Source organism: Fibrella aquatilis, from assembly GCF_017353255.1.
GTDB classification, from domain to species: Bacteria; Bacteroidota; Bacteroidia; order Cytophagales; family Spirosomataceae; genus Fibrella; species Fibrella aquatilis.
The window spans coordinates 225,687-245,188 of sequence record NZ_JAFMYU010000008.1 but is presented as its reverse complement, the minus strand read 5'-3'; the positions used below and the strand labels follow the sequence as shown (position 1 = coordinate 245,188).

Below are 19,502 nucleotides of genomic sequence, written 5' to 3'. Positions count from 1 at the left end.
GGCTACGCCAGCGTCAGCAAAAATCGTAACCGCGGCGGCGGACCGCTCGTAAATCATTACAGTCTCACTGACACGTTTTCCTGGGTGAAGGCGGGGGTGTCTTCCTGGGTTTTGAGGTACTCTTCGCGCTGTTTGAGCTGGGCTTTTAGGGAAGCTATTTCGGCGGTGAGGCGCTGCCATTCAGTGTCTTGCGTGAAATCGTAGGTGGTGCGTTTGGTGATCTGGACGCTGGCGGTGCTGTAGTTGATGGTGTTTTGTCGCACAATGGGGTTATCCGCGTCGGCGTCGTCGGCATCATCGAGTGAGGTGGCCGAGGTGGTGGGCACGGGCAGGTAGGCGGCGTTGGCAAACGAATCGACAACGCCTTCGCCTGATTCAGCAGCGGGGCCAACGGGGGCCACGGTGGGCTGCTGCGTAATGGCCCGCAACTCCTGCGCCTGGGCTACACTGTGGTTTTTCAGCTGGGCAATGATCGTCTTGATATAGACCTCATACCGCTTCATTTCAACGTAGGTCTTCAGCAAATCATACTGCCCACTGTCGATGATCTGCTTGGCATGGTCGGCGGCGAGGCGCACAATACCAGGCTTCGATAAGGTCTTTTCGAGGGTGCCAATTGGCTTGATGAGTCCCATAACTTTACGCTGTTTATCTGTTAGGTTGTTTGTCTGTTTGATCGTTCGTTCGCCTATGCAAACAACAAACAAACAACCTAACACACAAACGGCTTTGGCAGGGTCAAAAATCGCCCGTTTCTTCTTTGGTTAGTACCATGTACCTACGCGCCCTCATCTGCTTTATTAGCCTTACCCTGGTGGCCTGCCACTCCAACGCGCCGTCTGATGCCCGCTTCACCCGGATCGCCACCGACGAGTCGGGGATGGCGTTTAACAACGAGATGCAGCGGTTTGAGAGCGATTCGCTCAACGCGCATACCTACGACCCTATGTATAACGGCGCGGGCGTGGGCATCGGCGATTTCAACCGCGACGGGCTTCAGGACGTGTTTTTCGCCGCCAATAACGTCAGCTCACGGCTGTACCTGAACCGGATTAAACCAGGCAGTAACGCCTTCACGTTCGAAGACGTCACCGACCGCGCCCACGTACAAACCCACCAATGGTGCACGGGTGTGAGCATTGCCGACGTGAATCAGGACGGCTGGCCGGACATTTACATCTGCGTGTCGGGGCCGGGGGTGGACAAGTGGGAAAGCAACCCCGACAAGTTTCGTAACCTCTTGTTTATCAACCAACAATGCAAGCCCGGCGGTGTGCCCACGTTCCGCGAGGAAGCCAAACAATACGGCCTCGACGTGGCGGGCATGAACACCCAGGCCGCCTTCTTCGACTACGACCGCGACGGTGACCTGGACTGCTACGTGCTGCGCAACGCCCTCGAACGCCAGGGCCGCAACAGCATCCGCCCAAAAAAAACCGACGGCACCGGACCAAGTAATGATGTGCTGTTGGCCAATACGAACAGGCATTTTACGGCAGTCTCTTCGCACGAAGGCATCACCACCGAAGGCTACGGGCTGGGGCTGACCATTGCCGACATCAACCGCGACGGGTGGCCGGATATCTACTGCGCCAACGACTTCGTTTCCAACGACCTGGTCTGGATCAATCAGCACGAAAACGGCAAACACACGGGCTTCCGCGATGAGGCCGCGAGTCTGTTCAAACATACGTCGTTCAACAGCATGGGTGTTGATATTCAAGATGTTAATAACGATGCTCTGCCCGACGTGATGGTAGTGGATATGCTGCCCGATGCCAACGAACGGCAGAAAATGATGCTCATGAAAACGAGTTGGGACTACTTCCGCCTCGCCCGCCAGCAGGGCTATCAGGATGAGTATGTCAGGAACGTGCTGCAATTAAATATGGGGAAAAAGGGAGGAGAGGGAGGAAAGGGGATCACCAGCAGTTCTTCTTCCCCCTCCTCCCCTTCCTCCCCTTCCTCCCCTTCCTCCCTTTCCTCCTTCCTCCCTTCCTTCTCCGAAATTGGTCAGCTGGCGGGCGTGTTTCGGACCGACTGGAGTTGGGCACCGCTGTTGGCCGATTACGACAACGACGGGCGGAAAGACCTGTTTATTACCAACGGCTACCGCCGCGACATCACCAACTTGGACTACGTGATGTACCTCAACGAGCAGTTTCAGGGGTTCGGCATCAAAAACGCCAATATCCGGCGCGAGACGCTGAAGAAGCTGTACGGCCTGCCCGACGTGAAGCTGCACAACTATTTCTTCCAAAACACCAACGCCGACCCCGCCACCCCACCCATCTTTGCCGACGTGTCGGAGGCCTGGGGGCTGGGCGAAGCCAACTTCTCGAACGGCGCCGCCTACGCCGATTTCGACAATGACGGCGATTTCGATCTGGTAATCAACAACATGGATTCGCCCGCCGGGCTGTACCGCAATGAGACTATCGGGGCAAAGCAATCCGTCGAGACGACGGGCCGCGCTAATCATTCGCTGCGGCTGCGGTTGCCTGCCGACGCCCACGGGTTGGGGGCCACCGTACTGGTTTCGGGCGAAAACGGAGTTATACGGACCGTGGAGGCCCATCCGGTGCGAGGCTATATGTCGTCGGTAGATCCCACGGTGCTGGTGGGCATGGGTACACAAACCGTGGCCGACGTGATCATTCGCTGGGCCAACGGCACCGAGCAACGCCTCCCCCACCTCCCCACCGACCAACTCCACAGCATTACGTACAACCCCAACGCGCCAACAACACCGCAGCCCCCAACCCCTACGCCCACTACGCTTTTCACCACGGCTGATGCCGCTACTATTGGTCTGACGTTCAGACACGTAGAGACGGTGTACAACGATTTTCAGGACACGCCCATGCTGCCGCAGCAGTACTCACGCAATAGCCCGGCGGTGGCCGTGGGCGACGTGAACGGCGATGGGCTGGCCGACGTGTTTGTGGGGGCCGATCCGGGGCAGGCGCGCAAAGTGTACCTCCAAAAACCGGGCGGGCAGTTTACCGAACTCGTGCAGGGGGCCAACAACCTGGAAGACATGGGCTGCACCTTTTTCGATGCCGATGGCGACGGCGACCAGGACCTCTACGTCGTGAGCGGCGGCAGCGGCCACCCCAACGGCGACGCGGCCTACCAGGACCGGCTCTACCTCAACGATGGGGCCGGGCACTTCACGCGCTCACCCGGTGCGCTGCCCGTTACGCGCTCGTCGGGCGGGTGCGTGGTGGTGGGTGATGTCGATAAAGACGGCGATCTGGATCTCTTCCGGTCGGGGCGGGTTTGCGTGGGCGAGTACCCCAAAGCCCCCGCCAACTACCTATTGCGCAACGACAGCCAACCGGGGCAATCCCCCCGCTTCACCGACGTCACCGACCAACTCGCGCCGGGCCTGCGGCTGGTGGGCATGACCTGCGCCGCCCTCTTCACCGACGCCAACAACGACACTTGGCCCGACCTGCTGCTGGCGGGTGAATTTATGCCCATCACCTTATTTCTGAACCAGAAAGGGCGTTTTGCCAAACCAACCGACCCAGACAAACCCCTCGCCGCCGGGCTGTGGTCGTCGCTGGCCCAGGCCGATCTGGACCGCGACGGTGATCTGGACTACATAGCGGGCAACTTGGGGTTGAACAGCCGGTTCAAGGTATCGTTGGCGGAACCGCTGCGTGTATATGGGGCCGATTTCGACAAAAACGGCAAAACCGACCCCATGCTCACCTATTATTTGCAGGGCAAAGAACACATGGCCAGTATCCGCGACGCGCTGAACGAACAAATGACGACCCTCTCGCGGAAACGCTTCCCCACCTACCAGTCCTACGCCGCCAAATCCGTTGCCGAGGCGTTTGAAAAAGACGAACTAGCCAGCGCTATCAGACTGGAAGCAAGCGAGTTGCGTAGCTGCTGGCTAGAGAACCTGGGCGGTGGCAAGCTGGTCATGCACCCGCTTCCTGTGGCCGCGCAACTATCGCCGGTGATGGGCAGCCAACCTACCGACGTCGACCATGACGGTTACCCCGACCTGCTGTTGGTGGGTAATTTCTACGGCCCCGAAACCTACACCGGCCGCTACGATGCCGGGCGGGGCGGGGTGCTGCTGAACACGGGCAAAGGGGGATCGTCGGCCAACCGATTCCGGGCGGTGGCTCCCACCCAAACGGGCCTCGTCATCGACGGCGATGCCAAAGCCATTGCGCCCCTGCCCGTGGGTAGGGCAACCTGGTTTCTGGTCACCAACACCGACGGCCCCGTGCAGTTGATTCGACCGGGGAAGTAATCGTCTCACTTATTCACCAGAAAACGCCCCGTTTGCCAGGTGTTGGCGGCATCGAAGCGAAACAGGTAAGTGCCCGTGGGGTAAGGCTGCATGTCAATACGGACGGTGGGCTGTGCGGGGGTTTCGCGCATGAGCAGCTTGCCGGTGATGTCCATCACATACAGCTCGCGGATATTGTCTGGGTTTTCGATGGTCAGGAAATCGCGGGTGGGGTTAGGGAAAAACCGGAATTTGGTCTCTCTGGAGGGTGCCTTCACGGCCAGCGAATCGGTGGGCGTACCCTGCTCGGTGTAGCGTTCGGTGGCGTTGGCCACGGGGCGGCAGTCGGGCGTTTGGGTGAACTTGCTGATGAGCCGCACCAACAGCGCGTTCAGCTTCTCCACGGTATACTGGTCGGTGGTGGGTTTGATGTGGCCATCGCCGATGCCGCTGTCGTCGGTGAGGAACACATAGGTGCCGTTGGTGGCGAGGGCCATGGCACGAAGCAGGTATTCGGTACTTTTGTTGATGCCGCTGGCCGCAATCGGGATAATGCGGATACCCATGGCGGCGGCCTTCGCCACCGTCCGTTGCAGCGACGCTTTCGAGGCAGCATCATCGTGCGGGGGGGCGTCGAGCACCAGAAACAGCAGCCGCGTTTTAGCCACTTTGCTCCATGATAACTGCGTCAGGGCCACCGCCAGGGCCGTATCCACGGCTTCGGGGAAGTCGCCGCCGCCGTCGGCCGCTTGTTGTTTAATGAACGAAACCGTCGAGTCGGGCTGCTCGGAAAAATCGCGGGTGCGGGTGAGGTAGTCGTCTTCCTTGTCGCGGTAGAACACCGTACCCAGCCGCAGCTTACTCCCCGGCGCGGCCTGGGCGGCACGGGTAATCACGTCGGTCAGCTCAGCTTTTAGGTAGGCAATTTCGTCACCCATCGAGCCGGTGGCATCTACCACAAACGCCACGTCGACCAGCAGCGAGGTTCCCTGGCAGGGTTGCTCTACGGTGAGCGTGTTGCTGCCCCGGCCAAACAACGCCGGTTTTTTGAGCGTAAACGATTTGCCCGCCACGGTGGCTTCTACGGTATATTTTCCCTTGCCAATGGTGGTCGAATCGAGGTCGGCCTGAAACATATTCGCCCACAACTCCCCCCGCCCGGTATTGTCGGTGCGGGTTTGCCAGACAGCTTGCCCCTGACTGTCGAGCAGGCGCATAGGCGCGTCGGTGACGGGAAAACCGTCAGTTGTGACAAGTTGCACCGAATACCGTTCGGCGGGCGACTGCTGCCAGAGCTGCCGGTACTGGCTCAGGTCGCGTTTGGTGATGTCCTGCCAGAGCGTCCATTTGCTGTAGTCATAAATTTCGCCTGCCGTAAGCTGCCCGGCCTGCTGCGTTTCGGTACCGGGCGTGTAGCGCACCGTGCGCGTTGTGGAGGCTGTACCGGGCATGGGCGCGGCAGATTCCCTTTTTCTGGTGCTGCCAAAAGCCGCACTCGATTCGGCCGCCGAAATCACCGCCGCACTACCCGTCACCTCGCGCTTATGCACTGTCCCATAGCCCGTTACAACTACCTCGTTAAGCGCCTGAGCAAACAGGCGCAGGCGGATGGTGAGCGTATCCTGTCGCGGTTTCACCCTGACCGTCTGCCAGGCATAGCCAATGAACCCTACCCGCAAGGTGGCCTCTCCCGGCGGGCAGCTAATGCGAAATGTACCGTTGGCCCCCGACGTGACCCCGTAAGCCGGTTTTTTCAGTTCAATGGTAACGCCCGGCAGCGGCTCACCCGAATCATCGTCGATGACGCGGCCACGGATTGTGCGGTTTTGGGCAGTTAGGGACAGGCCCGAGAGCAGGCAAAGCGAGAAAAGTAACAGGCGGCGCATAGACGTTAAATCAGGTTTAGTAAAAGTAACGAGGCCTAATAACCTCAATATCGGTACTTTTTGCGTTAATGCATCAACACACTACGGGGTCTAGGACAGGCACGGTTTTTGAACCCGTTCGTTTTACTTACCCCATAAAGAAAATCCATGAAACGCATTGCACTCTTTCTGCTCCTTCTGGCAGGCGTTGCTTTATCCTGCAAAAAATCGGGCGGTACCGATAATGTCACTCCGGTTGACCCTCGCGACCGTATGGTAGGTAGCTACACCGTTGGTGGGCAAATTAGCATTACATCTGGGTCACGTACGCTTACGCCAACCAGTTTCAGCGGTACAGTGGGCGTCACTAAAAGCACACAGCCAACCGAATTGTACCTCGACTTTGACTTACAAAGCGGAAAAGAACGACTTACGGCTTCACTTAAAGACAGTTCGTTTACGGTGCTTGACAAAAAAACCGAGCCAATTATTTTGAATGGAACCTCGTTTGTCGGCCAATACACGGCTACTGGCCAATTTCTCAGAGAGGGGAAAGATCAAAAATTTACGTTTGTGTCTGTTTCGCAGGATGTGGACTTGAAAAAGCTGACGGCTATAACCGGCACAAAAAAGTAGCTGTCATCCGCCTTAAAACCGTAATTTTGGCCATTCGGGTTGGTCAGGCATCTTTTGCTAAACCAGCCCTTGTGGTTCGTAATTACGGTTTTTTGTGCCGCTACCACGCTCTTACCAACATGACCCACAGGGTCGTCCGTGCGTTGGAATGGCCAGCCGATCAGTTTGACAATTCATTTCGTACATGAACTTAGTTGCCGGAAAAGTCGCCCTCATCACCGGGGCATCGCGCGGAATTGGACGGGCCATCGCCCTCCGGTTCGCTCAGGAAGGTGCCCACGTGGCCTTCACCTATCTCTCCAGCGTTGAAAAAGGCGAGGCCCTCACCGCCGAACTCGCCGCCCACGGCATCACGGCCAAAGGCTACCGCTCTGATGCCTCCGATTATAAAGCCGCCGAAGACCTTGTAGCTCAGGTACTTGTCGATTTTGGTAAACTCGATATCCTGATCAACAACGCCGGTATCACCCGCGACGGCCTTCTGATGCGGATGTCGGAAGAACAGTGGGACACGGTGATCACGGTCAACCTCAAGTCGGTGTTTAACCTGACCAAGGCGATTATCAAGCCCATGATGAAAGCCAAAGCGGGGTCTATTATCAACCTGACGTCGGTGGTGGGTATCCGGGGCAACGCGGGGCAGGCCAACTATGCGGCCTCCAAGGCGGGTATCATTGGCTTCACCAAGTCGGTGGCGCTGGAACTGGGATCACGCAACATCCGCTCGAACGCCGTTGCGCCGGGCTTCATCGAAACCGAAATGACGGGCGACCTCAACGAAAAAGCCGTGGAGGAGTGGAAGCAGACCATTCCGCTCAAGCGCGGTGGCCAACCCGACGAGGTAGCCGACGCCTGCCTGTTCCTCGCCTCCGACCTCTCGCGCTACATCACCGGTCAGGTGCTGCAAGTAGATGGGGGGATGTTAACGTAAGGATTTACGAATTACGATGTACGAATTACGATTTGTGGCTAACGCAAGCGTAATCTAGCGTCAGCAAAAATCGTAATTCGTACATCGTAATTCGTAAATCACAACATGTCTCTAATCTTCCAAACGTCGCCCTGGTGGGTGCTGGTGTGTTTGTTGGCGGGGGTGGGCTATGCGGCGTTGCTGTATCAGCCACTGCCGGGGAAAGCCGTGGCCGAAGGCTGGGGACGGGGGTTGAACTATGGCCTGGCGGCGCTGCGGTTTCTGGCCGTTACGCTGCTGGCCCTCTTGCTGCTAAACCCGCTTATCCGCAGCCTGCAAACCCGCACCGAGGCCCCCAAAGTGGTGCTGGCTATTGATAACTCCGAGTCGATGGTGGCCGCTGGTCGGCCTGCGCTGAATCAGACGCTGACGATGCTGCAAACCGTGCGGCAGCAACTCACCGACAAAGGCTACGACGTGTCGGTGAGGACCTTGTCTGATACCACAGCCCCCACCGAACTGGGCCAATTGGCCTTCCGTCAGCGCACCACCGATCTTTCCAAACTGCTCAACGCCATCCGGTCGGACTACGAAGGGCGGCACTTGACCGACGTTATTTTGTTGACGGATGGCCTTAGTAATCAGGGACTTTCACCAACGTTTGGCACCTACCCGTTTGCCGTGCGAGCGGTGGGCGTGGGCGACACCGTACCCAAAAAAGACGTGCTTTTGAAGGCCGTAGTAGCCAACCGCGTAGCCTACCTCAACAACTCGTTTCCCGTAAAGGCCGAGATCACCAGCAACGGTTTTGCCGGACGGAGTGCGGTGGTGGTGCTGCGGCAGGGCACCCGCGAAGTGGGTCGGCAGACGGTGCGTTTCGACAAAAACGATACGTTCTCGTCGATCGAATTCAAGACCACGGCCACGCAGAAAGGCGTACAGCGGTTCACGGTCGATGTGTTGCCGCAGGAGGGAGAATTCAGCCGGGTCAACAACCGGCAGGACGTGTACATTGAGGTGATCGACGGGCGCGAAAAAGTACTGCTGCTGGGTCTGGCCCCCCACCCCGACCTGAAGGCGTTTCGGGCCATTCTGGAGAAAAACCAGAACTACGACGTCGACGTGCGTACGCTCAGCACCGCCGAAGGCACAAGCATCCCGATTGACAAGACCTACGACCTGCTGATTCTGCACCAACTGCCCGACATTACCAACATTGGCAACGCGGCGGTGGCCAAGCTACTGGCCAAAAACACGCCCACGCTGTTTGTGGTGGGGGTGCAATCGTCGGTGGCGGGGCTGAATCCGCTCAACCCGGTCATCAGCGTACTGGGGCCACCCAACCAAACCGACAAAGCTGCCGCTTATTTCAACCCCGATTTCAAGCAGCTCAATCTCGACCAAACCCGCCTCGATTTGCTCGACAAGCTGCCCCCGCTCACCACCCCCTACGGCGAATACAAGTTGCTGCCGGGATCAGAAACGGTGCTTTGGCAACAGATTGGCACCGTGCGCACCACCAAGCCCCTGCTGGCGATCAATACCATCGGTGCCCGCAAAACGGCGGTGCTGCTGGGCGAAGGCCTCTGGCAGTGGCGGCTGGAAGAATACGACCTCACCAACAAGCAGGAGGTGGTTGATGAGCTGATTCAGAAGGTGTTGCAACTGATTTCGGTGAAAGAAGACCGCCGCAAACTGCGCGTATACCCCGTGCGCAACGAGTTTCTGGCGGGCGAGGCCGTTTCGTTCGAGACCGAACTCTACAACGACATTTACGAACGGCAATACGGCCTGCCCATCCGCCTCGACCTGATCGACGAGCGCGACGTGACCCGTACTTACAATTACACACCCACCGAGGCCAACAGCCGGTTCGACGTGAGCCGCCTGCCCGAAGGGGTCTACCGGTTCAAGGCTACGACCACGCTCAACAACCGCGCTGAGCAGTCGCTGGGGCAGTTTATTGTCCGCGACATTCAGTTGGAGGCCATCAACACCACCGCCGATTTTGGGGTGTTGCGGCAGTTGGCGGCCCAAAGCGGCGGCACGTTCTACACCGGAGCCAACGCTGGGGCCATCACAAACGACCTGACCAAACGCGCCACTCCTGCCCGCCTCAGCAGCACCGAATCGCTCAACGAGATCATCAACTGGCGCTGGATTTTCTTCCTCATCCTCACCCTCACCGGCACCGAATGGGCACTGCGGAAGTATAATGGGGGGTATTAGGGAGGGAGTTCAATGTTTAAAGTCCAAGCGGTCCGCCGCCGCGGGTCTAAAGTTGGCTGACGCAAGCGCATTCTCGCGTCAGCCAACTTTAGACCCGCGGCGGCGGACCGCTTGGACTTTAAACATTGAACCCCCTTTAGTTCGGCCGCTGCTTCGTCAGGTTTTGCTGGAAGAGGATTTCGACGGCTGAGCCGCTGGGCATGGGGTAGGTCAAATTCAGGAAGGCGGCGTCTTTGCTCTTGGGCAAGTACACATAGCCCCGCACCGACTGCCCCGGCTGCACCACCGACCGTTTCAGGGCCAGGTTGCGCCAGCGGTAGGCCTCAAAGTCGAGCCGCTGCATCCGGTCGGCGAAGGAGGTGTGGTCAATTACGCGCTTCACTTGCAGGGCGTTGTAGGCTAGCGCCAGGTTGTTTTGGGTGTTGATGTAATTAGCCACCTCGCGTCCGTTCCGGCTGCGGGGCGACGACGACGTGGCCGCTGCCACTGAGGCCGCTACTACGGCCACCGCCAGTACCGTATTCATGATTTTGGCGCGTTTCAGGCGGTTTTCTTCGCGCTGAATCTTGTAGCCCATCTTGCCCGACTCATAGTCTGGGTCGGCGGCCTGTCTGAAATCGACCATGCCGGGTGTTACGATGGGTTGTTTGTTGGCATCGAGGCTGACCATGCGGAAATTCGACGGGTCGATGTCGAGAGCGTGGTCGGTGCGGTTTTTGAGTTCCACATCGAGGGCCATGTATTCCATGTCTTCGCGCTCAAACGAGGCTACCACTTCCAGGCTGTCGGCGGCGGCCTTTGTCACAGCCCGGCCGTCGATCTGGGCTACCTCGCCCGACACCGGCCTGAGCTGGTAATACTGCGTGGCGCAACTACTCAGCAACAGCAGCAGCGCGAGGGGCAAGAAGCCGAAGCGAATAAATAAAGTAGAGTTCTGCATAGCAACGCGATTTAGTTGGCCTTTAGACCAGGTAGACAGCTGGGGGTTTAATAGTAGACATTGGATGTCCAACATCCAATGTCCAGCATCCCGACTATCTGAGCACAAAATTGATAAGAAGGTTGTATTCAGCGCATTAAAAAGTGACGATAGGGCAACGGCCAGGCCGGTGGCTCATTTATATGTATCAAACGGTTATATCATTTTGACTTCCGTTGCAGTTTATTGGCTAAAAACAAGCTATTTCGGGTTAACCCAACGTTAACTGGTAAGCCCGTAAATTCCACTATGCTCTCTATTGTTCTCCTTCTTTTCGTTGGCTTTGTGGTGGTGCAACATTTCCGGAACCTGCCCCGGTGAGCCATGAACAGTACCTTATGACCGAATTACAACTAGCCGGCCGTACCGACGTGGGGCGGCAACGGCGCGACAATCAGGATGCGTTCATTTGCCAGCCAATCTGGTCGGGAGAAATAGAGCAAACTACTGACAGTCAAATTGATAAGTTACCCGGAAATCCTTCGGCGCTGCTTGTGGTAATCGACGGTGTGGGCGGTTACGCCGGGGGAGAGCGGGCGGCGACCATTGCCCATGATGCCATTTTGCGCTACATGGAAACCCCCACTGGCGACACCCTGACCATGCTGCGCGAGGCCGTGGTATACGCCAACAACCAGATTGACCAGGAACGCCGAACGGTGCCGGGATTCTCAATGATGTGCTGCGTACTTACCGCCGCCGTGACGGACAGCCAGGCCAACAAGGTCTATTTTGTCCATGTCGGCGATACACGGCTGTACCGTTTTCGACAGCAGGCAACTGGCGAAACGACCCAGAACAATACGTCAGCCCGGGGGGGTGTAACCCTCGAAAAGCTCACCAGCGACCATTCGGTGGTGGGTATTCGGGAAGATGCCAACCAGCTGACTGAGGCAGAAGCTATGCAGCACCCGCGCCGCAACGAGGTGCTCCGCACGGTGGGTTCGGCCCCGCACCGGATCGATGATACGGGTTTTCTGGAGTCGGGGGAGGCCGATTTCGGGCCGGGTGACGGGCTGCTGCTGTGCAGCGATGGCCTGACTGATATGCTGCCCCGCGCCACGATAGAGGCCGTGCTCAGCGAGTCCAGTTTGGGTCCGTCGCTGGATGAAGCGCTGGATGAGCTGATCCGGCAGGCCAACGAAGCAGGGGGGCAGGATAATATCACGGTGGTGCTGGCGTTGTCGAAAACAGCTGTGAGTCAACCCCCAACGGTGAATATTCCCACGCCTGAACCGATGTCGGAAACAATAGCCGACGAAACACCCCTGGCCACCACGGTTGCCCCCACCGCCGCGCCGGTTTCTTCCGATAAAAAGGAGACAGGTAACTGGTGGCTGATCGGCGCGTTGCTGGCATTTATGGCCGTTCTCACTTATTTTTTCCTCATTCGATGATCCACTCCTACTCAACGTTACGCTGTTACCATGGCCACTGTCAGTTTTAACACGCATTTTCCGGGCTACACGGTGCTGGGCGAGTTGGGCCGGGGCAACGCGCGGGTGCTGAAAGCCCGGCACGATGCCAGCGGCGAACTGGTGGCTATTAAGCACTTTGCCCTCAACACCGACGAAGGTACCCTCCAGCGGTTCCAGCAGGAATCAGAGATCATGACCCGCCTGATTCACCCCAACATTGTACGGGTGCGGGAGGTAAGGCTCGATGCCGCCCTGCCCTATATCGTGATGGAACTTGTCGAAGGCGGGAGCGTTCGGCAGTTGCTCGACGAACAGCAATCGCTGCCCGTGGCTACTACCGTGCGCCTGGGCTTGCAGGTGATCGAAGCCTTCAAAGTCATTCATGGTCAGGGCATTGTGCACCGTGATATCAAGCCCGAAAACATTTTGTACCGCCAGCTACCCAGCGGCGAACTGCACTTTTTGCTGACCGATTTTGGCATTGCCCGCCTCCGCGAACAGCCCGCCACCGTGACGGGACAGTCGCTGATGACCTACGAATACGCCTCGCCGGAGCAGTTTGAAGACCCCAAAAACGTTAGCGCCGCCACCGACTATTATTCGCTGGGTGTGGTACTGTTTGAATGCCTCACCGGCCACGTGCCCTTTGCCATGACCGAAGGCGTGGGCATTGTGACGTTCATGAACCGGGTGCTCACCGAAACGCCCCTGTTGCCCCCCAATCAGGCGGTGCCCGGCAGTCTGAAAACGCTGCTTCAGGGCCTGCTGAAAAAGCGGGCCGCCGAGCGGATTCATCAGCCCGACACGGTGAAAGTAGCCCTGAAACAGGCTGAGATAGAGCAGCTTCTGGCCGAACAACAACAGGATGCCAGTAGCGTATACCTCACCGAAGCCCCCGCCGGACCCCGCCGCGAGTCGCCGGTGATCGTGCCCGAACCAGGCCCCCCGGCCCCACCAACGCGGCGGCAAACGGCCGCACGCCCGGCTAGCCAGGTAGAGACTGAACCGGTTGATTCACAAGTCATTACTACCTCAAGAACAGGCGTTAACCGGCGGGTAGTGGTGGCCACGGTGTTGCTAACGCTGGCGCTGGCTGGGGGTTATGTGACCTATGACCGCCTGAAAAAATCGGCCTCCATCAAGCGTACAAACCCAACCGCCAGCACCCCGGCAGCAAGCGGATTGAGCGCCCTGTTTACCACCGATGAGCCCGCCGATGAAGACACGGTGGCCGTGGCTCCTGTTAAGCCCGTTAAACCCGATTCGACGGCAGCCGAAAAGCGGGCCGCAGCCGAGGCGCGGGCCTTGGCGCTACGGCTGGAAAATGCCCGCCTGGCCAAGCTGGTGTCGGTGCAGGTGGTGGGCTTTAAAACCGGCCTGCTGGGGGGCATCAGCAACCTGCGCATTCGGGTAGAAAACCCCACCCGGCTCACCTTCACGCGCATCCGGGTGCGGGTGTCGTATCTCAAGCCAAGCGGCGATGTGTTTACCACCCAGACCATGTATTTCGCCGACATTGGGCCTAACGACAAACTCACCCGCACGGCCCCCGAAAGCCGACGCGGCACCAGCGTACGGGCGCAAATTGTGGCCTACGATTCACCCGATATTCCAGACTTACACCCCCCCGACCCAACGACCAATGCCGACCGTCAGTTTTAACGTTAACTTCCCTGACTACGAGATAATTAGCGAACTGGGCCGGGGCAATGCACGGGTGCTCAAAGCCCGACATCGCACCACCGGCGACCTGGTGGCTATTAAGCAGTTTGCCCTTAACACCGACCCCGACACGCTGCGCCGGTTCAGCCGCGAATCGGAGATCATGACGGGCATTGAACACCCCAACGTGGTGAAGGTGCGCGAGATACAGCTCGAAGCCGCCATGCCCTACATGGTCCTGGATTTTGTGGAAGGCGGCGACGTACGTTCGCTCCTGAAAACCGAAGGCCACCTGCCCCTCTCGACCGTTATTCGGCTGGGGTTGCAGATGGCTGAAGCGTTTAAGGCCATTCATCAGCGGGGCATCGTACACCGCGACATCAAGCCCGAAAACATCCTCTACCGGCGGCTCATCAGCGGCGAACTGCACTTTCTGCTCACCGATTTCGGCATTGCCAAGATAGAGGCCAACGACAGCACCCGTACCCGCACCGGGCAGTCGCTGATGACCTACGAATATGCCGCCCCGGAGCAGTTCGACGACCCCCGGCAGGTGAACGTCTCCTCTGATTTTTATGCGCTGGGTGTGGTGCTCTACGAAGCCCTCACGGGGCAGGTACCCTTTGTGCTGCACAACGACGCGGGCCTGGCCACGTTTATGAAACAGGTGCTGACGGCGCAACCTTCGCCGCCACAACTAGCTGACAATCAGTTTCTACCGCCCAGCTTATCGGAAGCACTCCGTCAGATGTTGCTGAAAGACCCAGGGCAGCGGCTGCAAAGCGCCAACGTGCTGGAGCTGCTGCTGGAACAGGCCAAAGTAGAATTACTCCGCGCCAGTCAGTCGGGCAGTGGTGCGCAGGCCGACGCCCGCGTGGCGGTGATGGACTGGGTACTGGAAGCCCCGGCAGCGCCCGAACCCGCCTACGAGCAACCCGTTTACAGCGCGCCGGCGTACACCGAACCAACGTACGCTGAACCCACCTATGCCGAACCCGCCCCGGACCGGAGCCTGTGGTGGTTTTTGGGTGGCGTGGGCGTGGTGGCCGTGCTGGTGCTGCTATTTGTGTTCCTCAACCAGCGCCGCCCCACCGAGGGTTTGTACCCCGCTGCTGATTCAACGGCTACGGCTACACCCATTGATTCGAGCATGTTATACCAGCCCGCAACACCGCAGTCTGAGACAACCACGGCACCTACCGAAGATACCCCGCCCGCCAGCGAAACGGTGACGGAAGAACCTGCCCAAAAACAACCCGACCCCGCCCCCGTCATGACTCCCGAACTGGATTCTGCCGAGACCATGTCGCGGGATACGACGTTTTAGTTAGTGGTCTTTTGCCCTAATTGCTCTCTATGAAAAATGCCCTTTTCCACCACGAACGCATCTACCTGCTGGGCGCAACGGCCCTACTGCTGGTGTTGTTTGTGCAGTTGTTTTTTAACCTTGAACCCATCCTAGACCGGGCCGATGAAGCCTACGCCAACGGCACGGCGGTAAACCTGCGGGCGGGTATCCGGCCCAACGCGCTGCGTAATCTGCTGACCAAAGGCACCTACTACGCCGACCCGCGCGACATTGACTTGGTTGTCGATTCGCTGCCCGCCCGACTCAACCGGGCCAAAAAAGAGGGCACAGACCGCCTCGATAACGTGGGGGCGATCAACAAGCGCGGCTTGGGCATTGCCGTACCCGCCGACTGGCAACCCGCCATTGGCGGCACCGATTTCAGCAGTCGACTCCGGCTGTCGCGCTTTCAGATGGGCTTTGACTCGCTACTGTATATCAGCGAGTTACGTCGACCAAAACCCTACCCGGCTACCGTGGGGTCGGGCGGACTGACCATTTCCGGCACGGTGCAGGACGCCGCCGACGAAGCCCGTCCACTCGCCGGCGTGCTGGTGCAACTGCGGCAACACAAACCCCAGCCCGAAAACTCCGACCCGACCGAAACACCCACTGATCCCGACCGACTTACCTACGCCCGCACCGATGCGGCGGGGCATTTTGCCTTCGCAGGCCTCAGTGCCGACGCAGGCTACAGCGTTATTCCGCTGCGCCCCGGCATGGAGTTTGGCACCCGGCGCGGCACCGCCAAACTAAGCCGGGCGCTGGAGTACACCTTTACGGGTCGCCCACACACGTTGCGGCCCATTGGGTCGGTGGTGTATGGGCAGTTGAAGCAGGACCACGCCTTCACGGTGCGCACCCCCGGCGAATTCCGGCTGGCGTTCTGGGGTGTAGCAATGGGTTTTCTGCTGGCGTTCTGGGCCGTGCATATTTTCTGGAGTTTCCGCCGGTTCCACCCCGACGCACTGCTTCTGCCTGTGCTCATGCTGCTCACAGGCCTGTCGGTGCTGACGTTGCTGGCTATTCAGGACCCCTTGCAGGACACGTTTTATGGCGCCGAAGCCGTGCAGGGCGTGGCAATTGGACTAGCGGGCATGGCCCTGATTTCGCAGATCAACATTGGCCGCTGGTATACCAAATGGTGGTTCGATCCACTGGCGAACATAGCCAGTCGCAATACATTCAAGCTCACGGGCTGGACGTGGCTGTTGATGGCCGTGGGCCTGGCCATAGTTGTGCTATTCATCGGAACGGGGCCGGAGGGCAGCGGCGTACGGGTGAACCTGCGCATTGGCGGGCTGCTGTTTCAACCTTCAGAACTGATCAAATACCTCATTATTCTGTTCCTGGCAGGTTTTTTCGCGGCCAACGAAGAACAGCTCCGCAACCTGCCCGACCTGCGCTGGCGGTGGCGGGTAAGCGCTGGAGCCTTCGTGGCAACGGGCCTGCTGATGGGCATTTACCTGCTCCTGGGCGACATGGGTCCGGCGCTGGTAGTGGGGTTCACCTTCCTCCTGTTTTATACCATTGCCCGCAACACACTGGGCATCACCCTGCTTACGGGGCTGGCCTATGGTGTGGCGCTGGCTTTTTTGCCCGGCACCCTGGCCACGCTGGTGGGCCTGCTGGTGGCGGTGGCCCTGCTGCTGGGCACGGGTCGCGCCAAATCGACCACGGCCCTGGGCTGGCTGGCCCTGCTAGCCGAAGGGCCAATGCTGCTCTTGCTGGTGATTGCCGCCTTTGCCTTTGGTGATCAAATTCCGGTTGTAGGGGATCGCCTCGCCGACCGCAAAGCCATGTGGCTCAGTCCCTGGAACAACGACGTGTATGGCGGTGACCACCTGGCGCACAGCTTCTGGACGATGGCCTCTGGTGGCTGGACGGGGCAGGGACTGGGCAAGGGGTTCGCCAACGCCATGCCCGCCTCCCACACCGACATGATTCTGCCCAGCCTGGCCGAAGAACTGGGTTGGGCGGGGCTTATTTCCGTGTTTTTGCTCTTGTTTGTCTTGCTTCACCGCACCCTGCTCCATGCGCGGCGGGCGGGACAGCCGTTTAGCTTCTACCTCGGCGCGGGCATTGCCCTGGCTACGGGGGTGCAGTTTCTGCTCATTGCGGGTGGGTCGCTGGGGTTATTGCCCCTGACGGGTATTTCGGTGCCGTTTCTGAGCTACGGTAAGGTATCGATGATTATCAATCTGGCGGCCATGGGCGTGGTGTTTGCCATTGCCAGCCGCCCCGGTCTGGCCCTGCAACACGCCTACATTGAGCAGCATTACGACCCCGTTTTGGCTACGGGCATCATGGGTTTTCTGGCGGGAACGCTCATCTTGGCGGGCAAATCGGCCGATGTGGCCCTGCTTCGCTGGGATAATTTCATTGTCCGTCCGGCGCGGGTGGTGGGGCGTAATGGGCTGCCCGTCTACAGCTACAATCCGCGCATTGGCCGCATTACCGACGCCCTCGCGGCGGGCACGATCTACGACCGCGCCGGACGGGTGCTGGCTACCAGTTCGTCCGACACCGTGCGGCGGAATATGCCTCAGCTAAAGCAGGTTGGACTAGATACGAAGAGCGTACTGACCACTTCGAGCCGGCGAGCGGAACGGTACTATCCCTTTGGTAATCAGCTGTTTTTCTGGGTGGGCGATGCCAACACCAAACTATTCTGGGGGCAGCAAAACGGCTATTTTGCCGAAGCCAGCCACCTCAGCGACCTGCGCGGTTTCGACAATAAGCCGCGTAAGATGCCCCTGCTCACCACCGAATACCGCGCCGACCGGTTTACCGCGCCGGTGCAGCGACAAATCACCCTGCCAGTTTATGATTACTCCGAACTGGCCCCGGCCCTGCGCGGTGGGCTGGAAAGTGAGGCCATAGCCGAACGCCGCCGCCGCAACCGCGACATTCGGCTGAGCGTAGACGCTGGCTTGCAGGTGGAGTTGCAGAAAGCCCTGGCCGAATCGAAGTACAACGAACACCGGATTTCGGTGGTAGTCATGGATGCCAAGTCGGGCGAAGTGCTGACATCGGCTATGCATCCGCTGCCTAACCTGAACCGCCCCGAAGAGATGCTGCTGGGCGACCGCGAACGGCTGCAACTGCCTTACCTTGTTACCGAGCGCGACCTAGCCATGACCTACCCCACGGCCCCCGGTTCGACCGCCAAAATCATCACGGCCACGGCGGGCATGAACCGGCTCGGCATCGACGGGATCAAGACGAAATACAACATCAGCTGCGGCGAGATCATCCGGCGGGGCGTGGCCGAAAGCGAACCCTGCGGTGGCTACGTCGACATGCGCACGGCCATTGTGCGGTCCAGCAACGTCTATTTCATCCGACTTGCCAACGAGCTTGGGTTAGATAACGAGCTGTCGGCTTTGTACTTAGCCACCGGCATGAACGTCGATTACGTGGGTGGCTACTCCTTCACCGACCCCCATACCCCCGCCGACCGCAAGGCCATTGTGCAGCACTGGCGCGACTCGTCGTTTGTGGTGCGGCGGAAGCTGTACAAAGACCTGCGCTACCCCCGCCGCTACCGAGGCGAGTTTTCGGGCCTGGCCTGGGGGCAGGGGCAGCTGTCGGCCACACCCATGTCGATGGCCCGGATGGCGGGTTCGGTGGCCAACGCCGGGCTGATGCAACCCTCGCGCTACGTAGTGCGGCGGGCGGGCAAACCCGTGCCGCTGGAGAAAGGCGTAGCCGTGGCCAACGATTCAGCCTATGCCAACACCCTCCGCGATTTCATGATCGAACAATCCAACGCCAACGGCCGGGCGAAGATCAGCGTCAGCAAGGTGGCGGGCAAAACGGGCACGCCGGAACGGATTTTGCTGGGTGAAAAAATCAACGACGGCTGGTACGTCTTCTTTGCCCCCACCCCCGACGGCCGGTCGCATACCGTAACTTGCGTACGCATTGAAATCACGAAATCATCGGCCAACGCTGTCGAACTTGCCAACACCGTTATTGCCCCAATTCTGAAAGCAAGGGGGTATTTGGGAAGTTTTTAGTCATTGGTTAATGAGTCTGTACTCTAGATTGGCTTCACTAGCTAGGCCCCTCGACTGCGCTCGGGGTGACACCGGGCTAGCGTACCAGGCAACTATATTCAAGCTATTGAGTTGATTCAAGTTTGATGTCACCCCGAGCGCAGTCGAGGGGCCTAGCTAGTGAAGCCAATCTAGA

Annotated in this window: 11 protein-coding genes; 8 read left to right on the top strand and 3 right to left on the bottom strand. The window is 59.0% G+C overall.

Annotation, left to right across the window (positions count from 1 at the left end):
* Window positions 1-56: 56 nt before the first annotated feature.
* On the bottom strand, window positions 57-635 hold the full coding sequence (locus tag J2I48_RS12650; protein WP_207335810.1) for a hypothetical protein: 579 nt from the start codon (window positions 633-635) through the stop codon (window positions 57-59).
* Window positions 636-772: 137 nt separating this feature from the next.
* Here J2I48_RS12650 and J2I48_RS12645 point away from each other — a divergent pair, with 137 nt between their 5' ends.
* Entirely contained in the window at window positions 773-4,279 is a 3,507-nt protein-coding gene (locus J2I48_RS12645; RefSeq protein WP_207335809.1) for a VCBS repeat-containing protein, read from the top strand.
* A 5-nt stretch (window positions 4,280-4,284) separates the two neighbouring features.
* Here J2I48_RS12645 and J2I48_RS12640 read toward each other — a convergent pair whose 3' ends face one another.
* Entirely contained in the window at window positions 4,285-6,144 is a 1,860-nt protein-coding gene (locus J2I48_RS12640; RefSeq protein WP_207335808.1) for a carboxypeptidase-like regulatory domain-containing protein, read from the bottom strand.
* 147 nt (window positions 6,145-6,291) lie between these two features.
* Here J2I48_RS12640 and J2I48_RS12635 point away from each other — a divergent pair, with 147 nt between their 5' ends.
* The 3 genes from J2I48_RS12635 (at window position 6,292) to J2I48_RS12625 (ending at window position 9,898) form a co-directional block, all read left to right on the top strand.
* Window positions 6,292-6,759, top strand: coding sequence for a hypothetical protein (locus J2I48_RS12635; protein WP_207335807.1), 468 nt, complete (start codon window positions 6,292-6,294; stop codon window positions 6,757-6,759).
* Between the two features lie 184 nt (window positions 6,760-6,943).
* Window positions 6,944-7,690, top strand: a complete 747-nt coding sequence (gene fabG / locus J2I48_RS12630; RefSeq protein WP_207335806.1) for a 3-oxoacyl-[acyl-carrier-protein] reductase — start codon at window positions 6,944-6,946, stop codon at window positions 7,688-7,690.
* A 105-nt stretch (window positions 7,691-7,795) separates the two neighbouring features.
* Complete coding sequence (locus J2I48_RS12625; protein ID WP_207335805.1) at window positions 7,796-9,898, top strand: vWA domain-containing protein; 2,103 nt, start codon at window positions 7,796-7,798, stop codon at window positions 9,896-9,898.
* 136 nt (window positions 9,899-10,034) lie between these two features.
* Here J2I48_RS12625 and J2I48_RS12620 read toward each other — a convergent pair whose 3' ends face one another.
* Window positions 10,035-10,838 carry a hypothetical protein gene (locus J2I48_RS12620; protein WP_207335804.1) on the bottom strand — a complete coding sequence of 268 codons (804 nt, stop codon included), beginning with the start codon at window positions 10,836-10,838 and terminating at the stop codon, window positions 10,035-10,037.
* A gap of 377 nt (window positions 10,839-11,215) precedes the next feature.
* Between J2I48_RS12620 and J2I48_RS12615 the strand changes: the two genes are divergently transcribed.
* From J2I48_RS12615 to J2I48_RS12600, 4 genes are read left to right on the top strand one after another with little or no spacing between them, the layout of a single operon-like run.
* Window positions 11,216-12,274, top strand: coding sequence for a PP2C family protein-serine/threonine phosphatase (locus tag J2I48_RS12615; protein WP_207335803.1), 1,059 nt, complete (start codon window positions 11,216-11,218; stop codon window positions 12,272-12,274).
* A 30-nt stretch (window positions 12,275-12,304) separates the two neighbouring features.
* The gene (locus J2I48_RS12610; protein ID WP_207335802.1) at window positions 12,305-13,957 is read left to right on the top strand and encodes a serine/threonine-protein kinase; all 1,653 of its coding nucleotides are present in this window, start codon (window positions 12,305-12,307) and stop codon (window positions 13,955-13,957) included.
* A complete protein-coding gene (locus J2I48_RS12605; RefSeq protein WP_207335801.1) occupies window positions 13,938-15,284 on the top strand; it encodes a serine/threonine protein kinase in 1,347 nt (448 codons plus the stop codon). Before J2I48_RS12610 ends, J2I48_RS12605 begins: the two co-directional genes overlap by 20 nt.
* 29 nt (window positions 15,285-15,313) lie before the next feature.
* The gene (locus J2I48_RS12600; RefSeq protein ID WP_207335800.1) at window positions 15,314-19,327 is read left to right on the top strand and encodes an FtsW/RodA/SpoVE family cell cycle protein; all 4,014 of its coding nucleotides are present in this window, start codon (window positions 15,314-15,316) and stop codon (window positions 19,325-19,327) included.
* The last annotated feature ends 175 nt before the right edge of the window (window positions 19,328-19,502 follow it).

What these genes read in the sequence shown, in the direction of transcription:
- J2I48_RS12640 (WP_207335808.1), bottom strand. Translation starts at nt 6,144, where the DNA reads ATGCGCCGCCTGTTACTTTTCTCGCTTTGCCTGCTCTCGGGCCTGTCC.
- J2I48_RS12615 (WP_207335803.1), top strand. Translation starts at nt 11,216, where the DNA reads ATGACCGAATTACAACTAGCCGGCCGTACCGACGTGGGGCGGCAACGG.
- J2I48_RS12645 (WP_207335809.1), top strand. Translation starts at nt 773, where the DNA reads ATGTACCTACGCGCCCTCATCTGCTTTATTAGCCTTACCCTGGTGGCC.
- J2I48_RS12650 (WP_207335810.1), bottom strand. Translation starts at nt 635, where the DNA reads ATGGGACTCATCAAGCCAATTGGCACCCTCGAAAAGACCTTATCGAAG.
- J2I48_RS12600 (WP_207335800.1), top strand. Translation starts at nt 15,314, where the DNA reads ATGAAAAATGCCCTTTTCCACCACGAACGCATCTACCTGCTGGGCGCA.
- J2I48_RS12635 (WP_207335807.1), top strand. Translation starts at nt 6,292, where the DNA reads ATGAAACGCATTGCACTCTTTCTGCTCCTTCTGGCAGGCGTTGCTTTA.
- J2I48_RS12620 (WP_207335804.1), bottom strand. Translation starts at nt 10,838, where the DNA reads ATGCAGAACTCTACTTTATTTATTCGCTTCGGCTTCTTGCCCCTCGCG.
- J2I48_RS12605 (WP_207335801.1), top strand. Translation starts at nt 13,938, where the DNA reads ATGCCGACCGTCAGTTTTAACGTTAACTTCCCTGACTACGAGATAATT.
- J2I48_RS12625 (WP_207335805.1), top strand. Translation starts at nt 7,796, where the DNA reads ATGTCTCTAATCTTCCAAACGTCGCCCTGGTGGGTGCTGGTGTGTTTG.
- J2I48_RS12610 (WP_207335802.1), top strand. Translation starts at nt 12,305, where the DNA reads ATGGCCACTGTCAGTTTTAACACGCATTTTCCGGGCTACACGGTGCTG.
- fabG (WP_207335806.1), top strand. Translation starts at nt 6,944, where the DNA reads ATGAACTTAGTTGCCGGAAAAGTCGCCCTCATCACCGGGGCATCGCGC.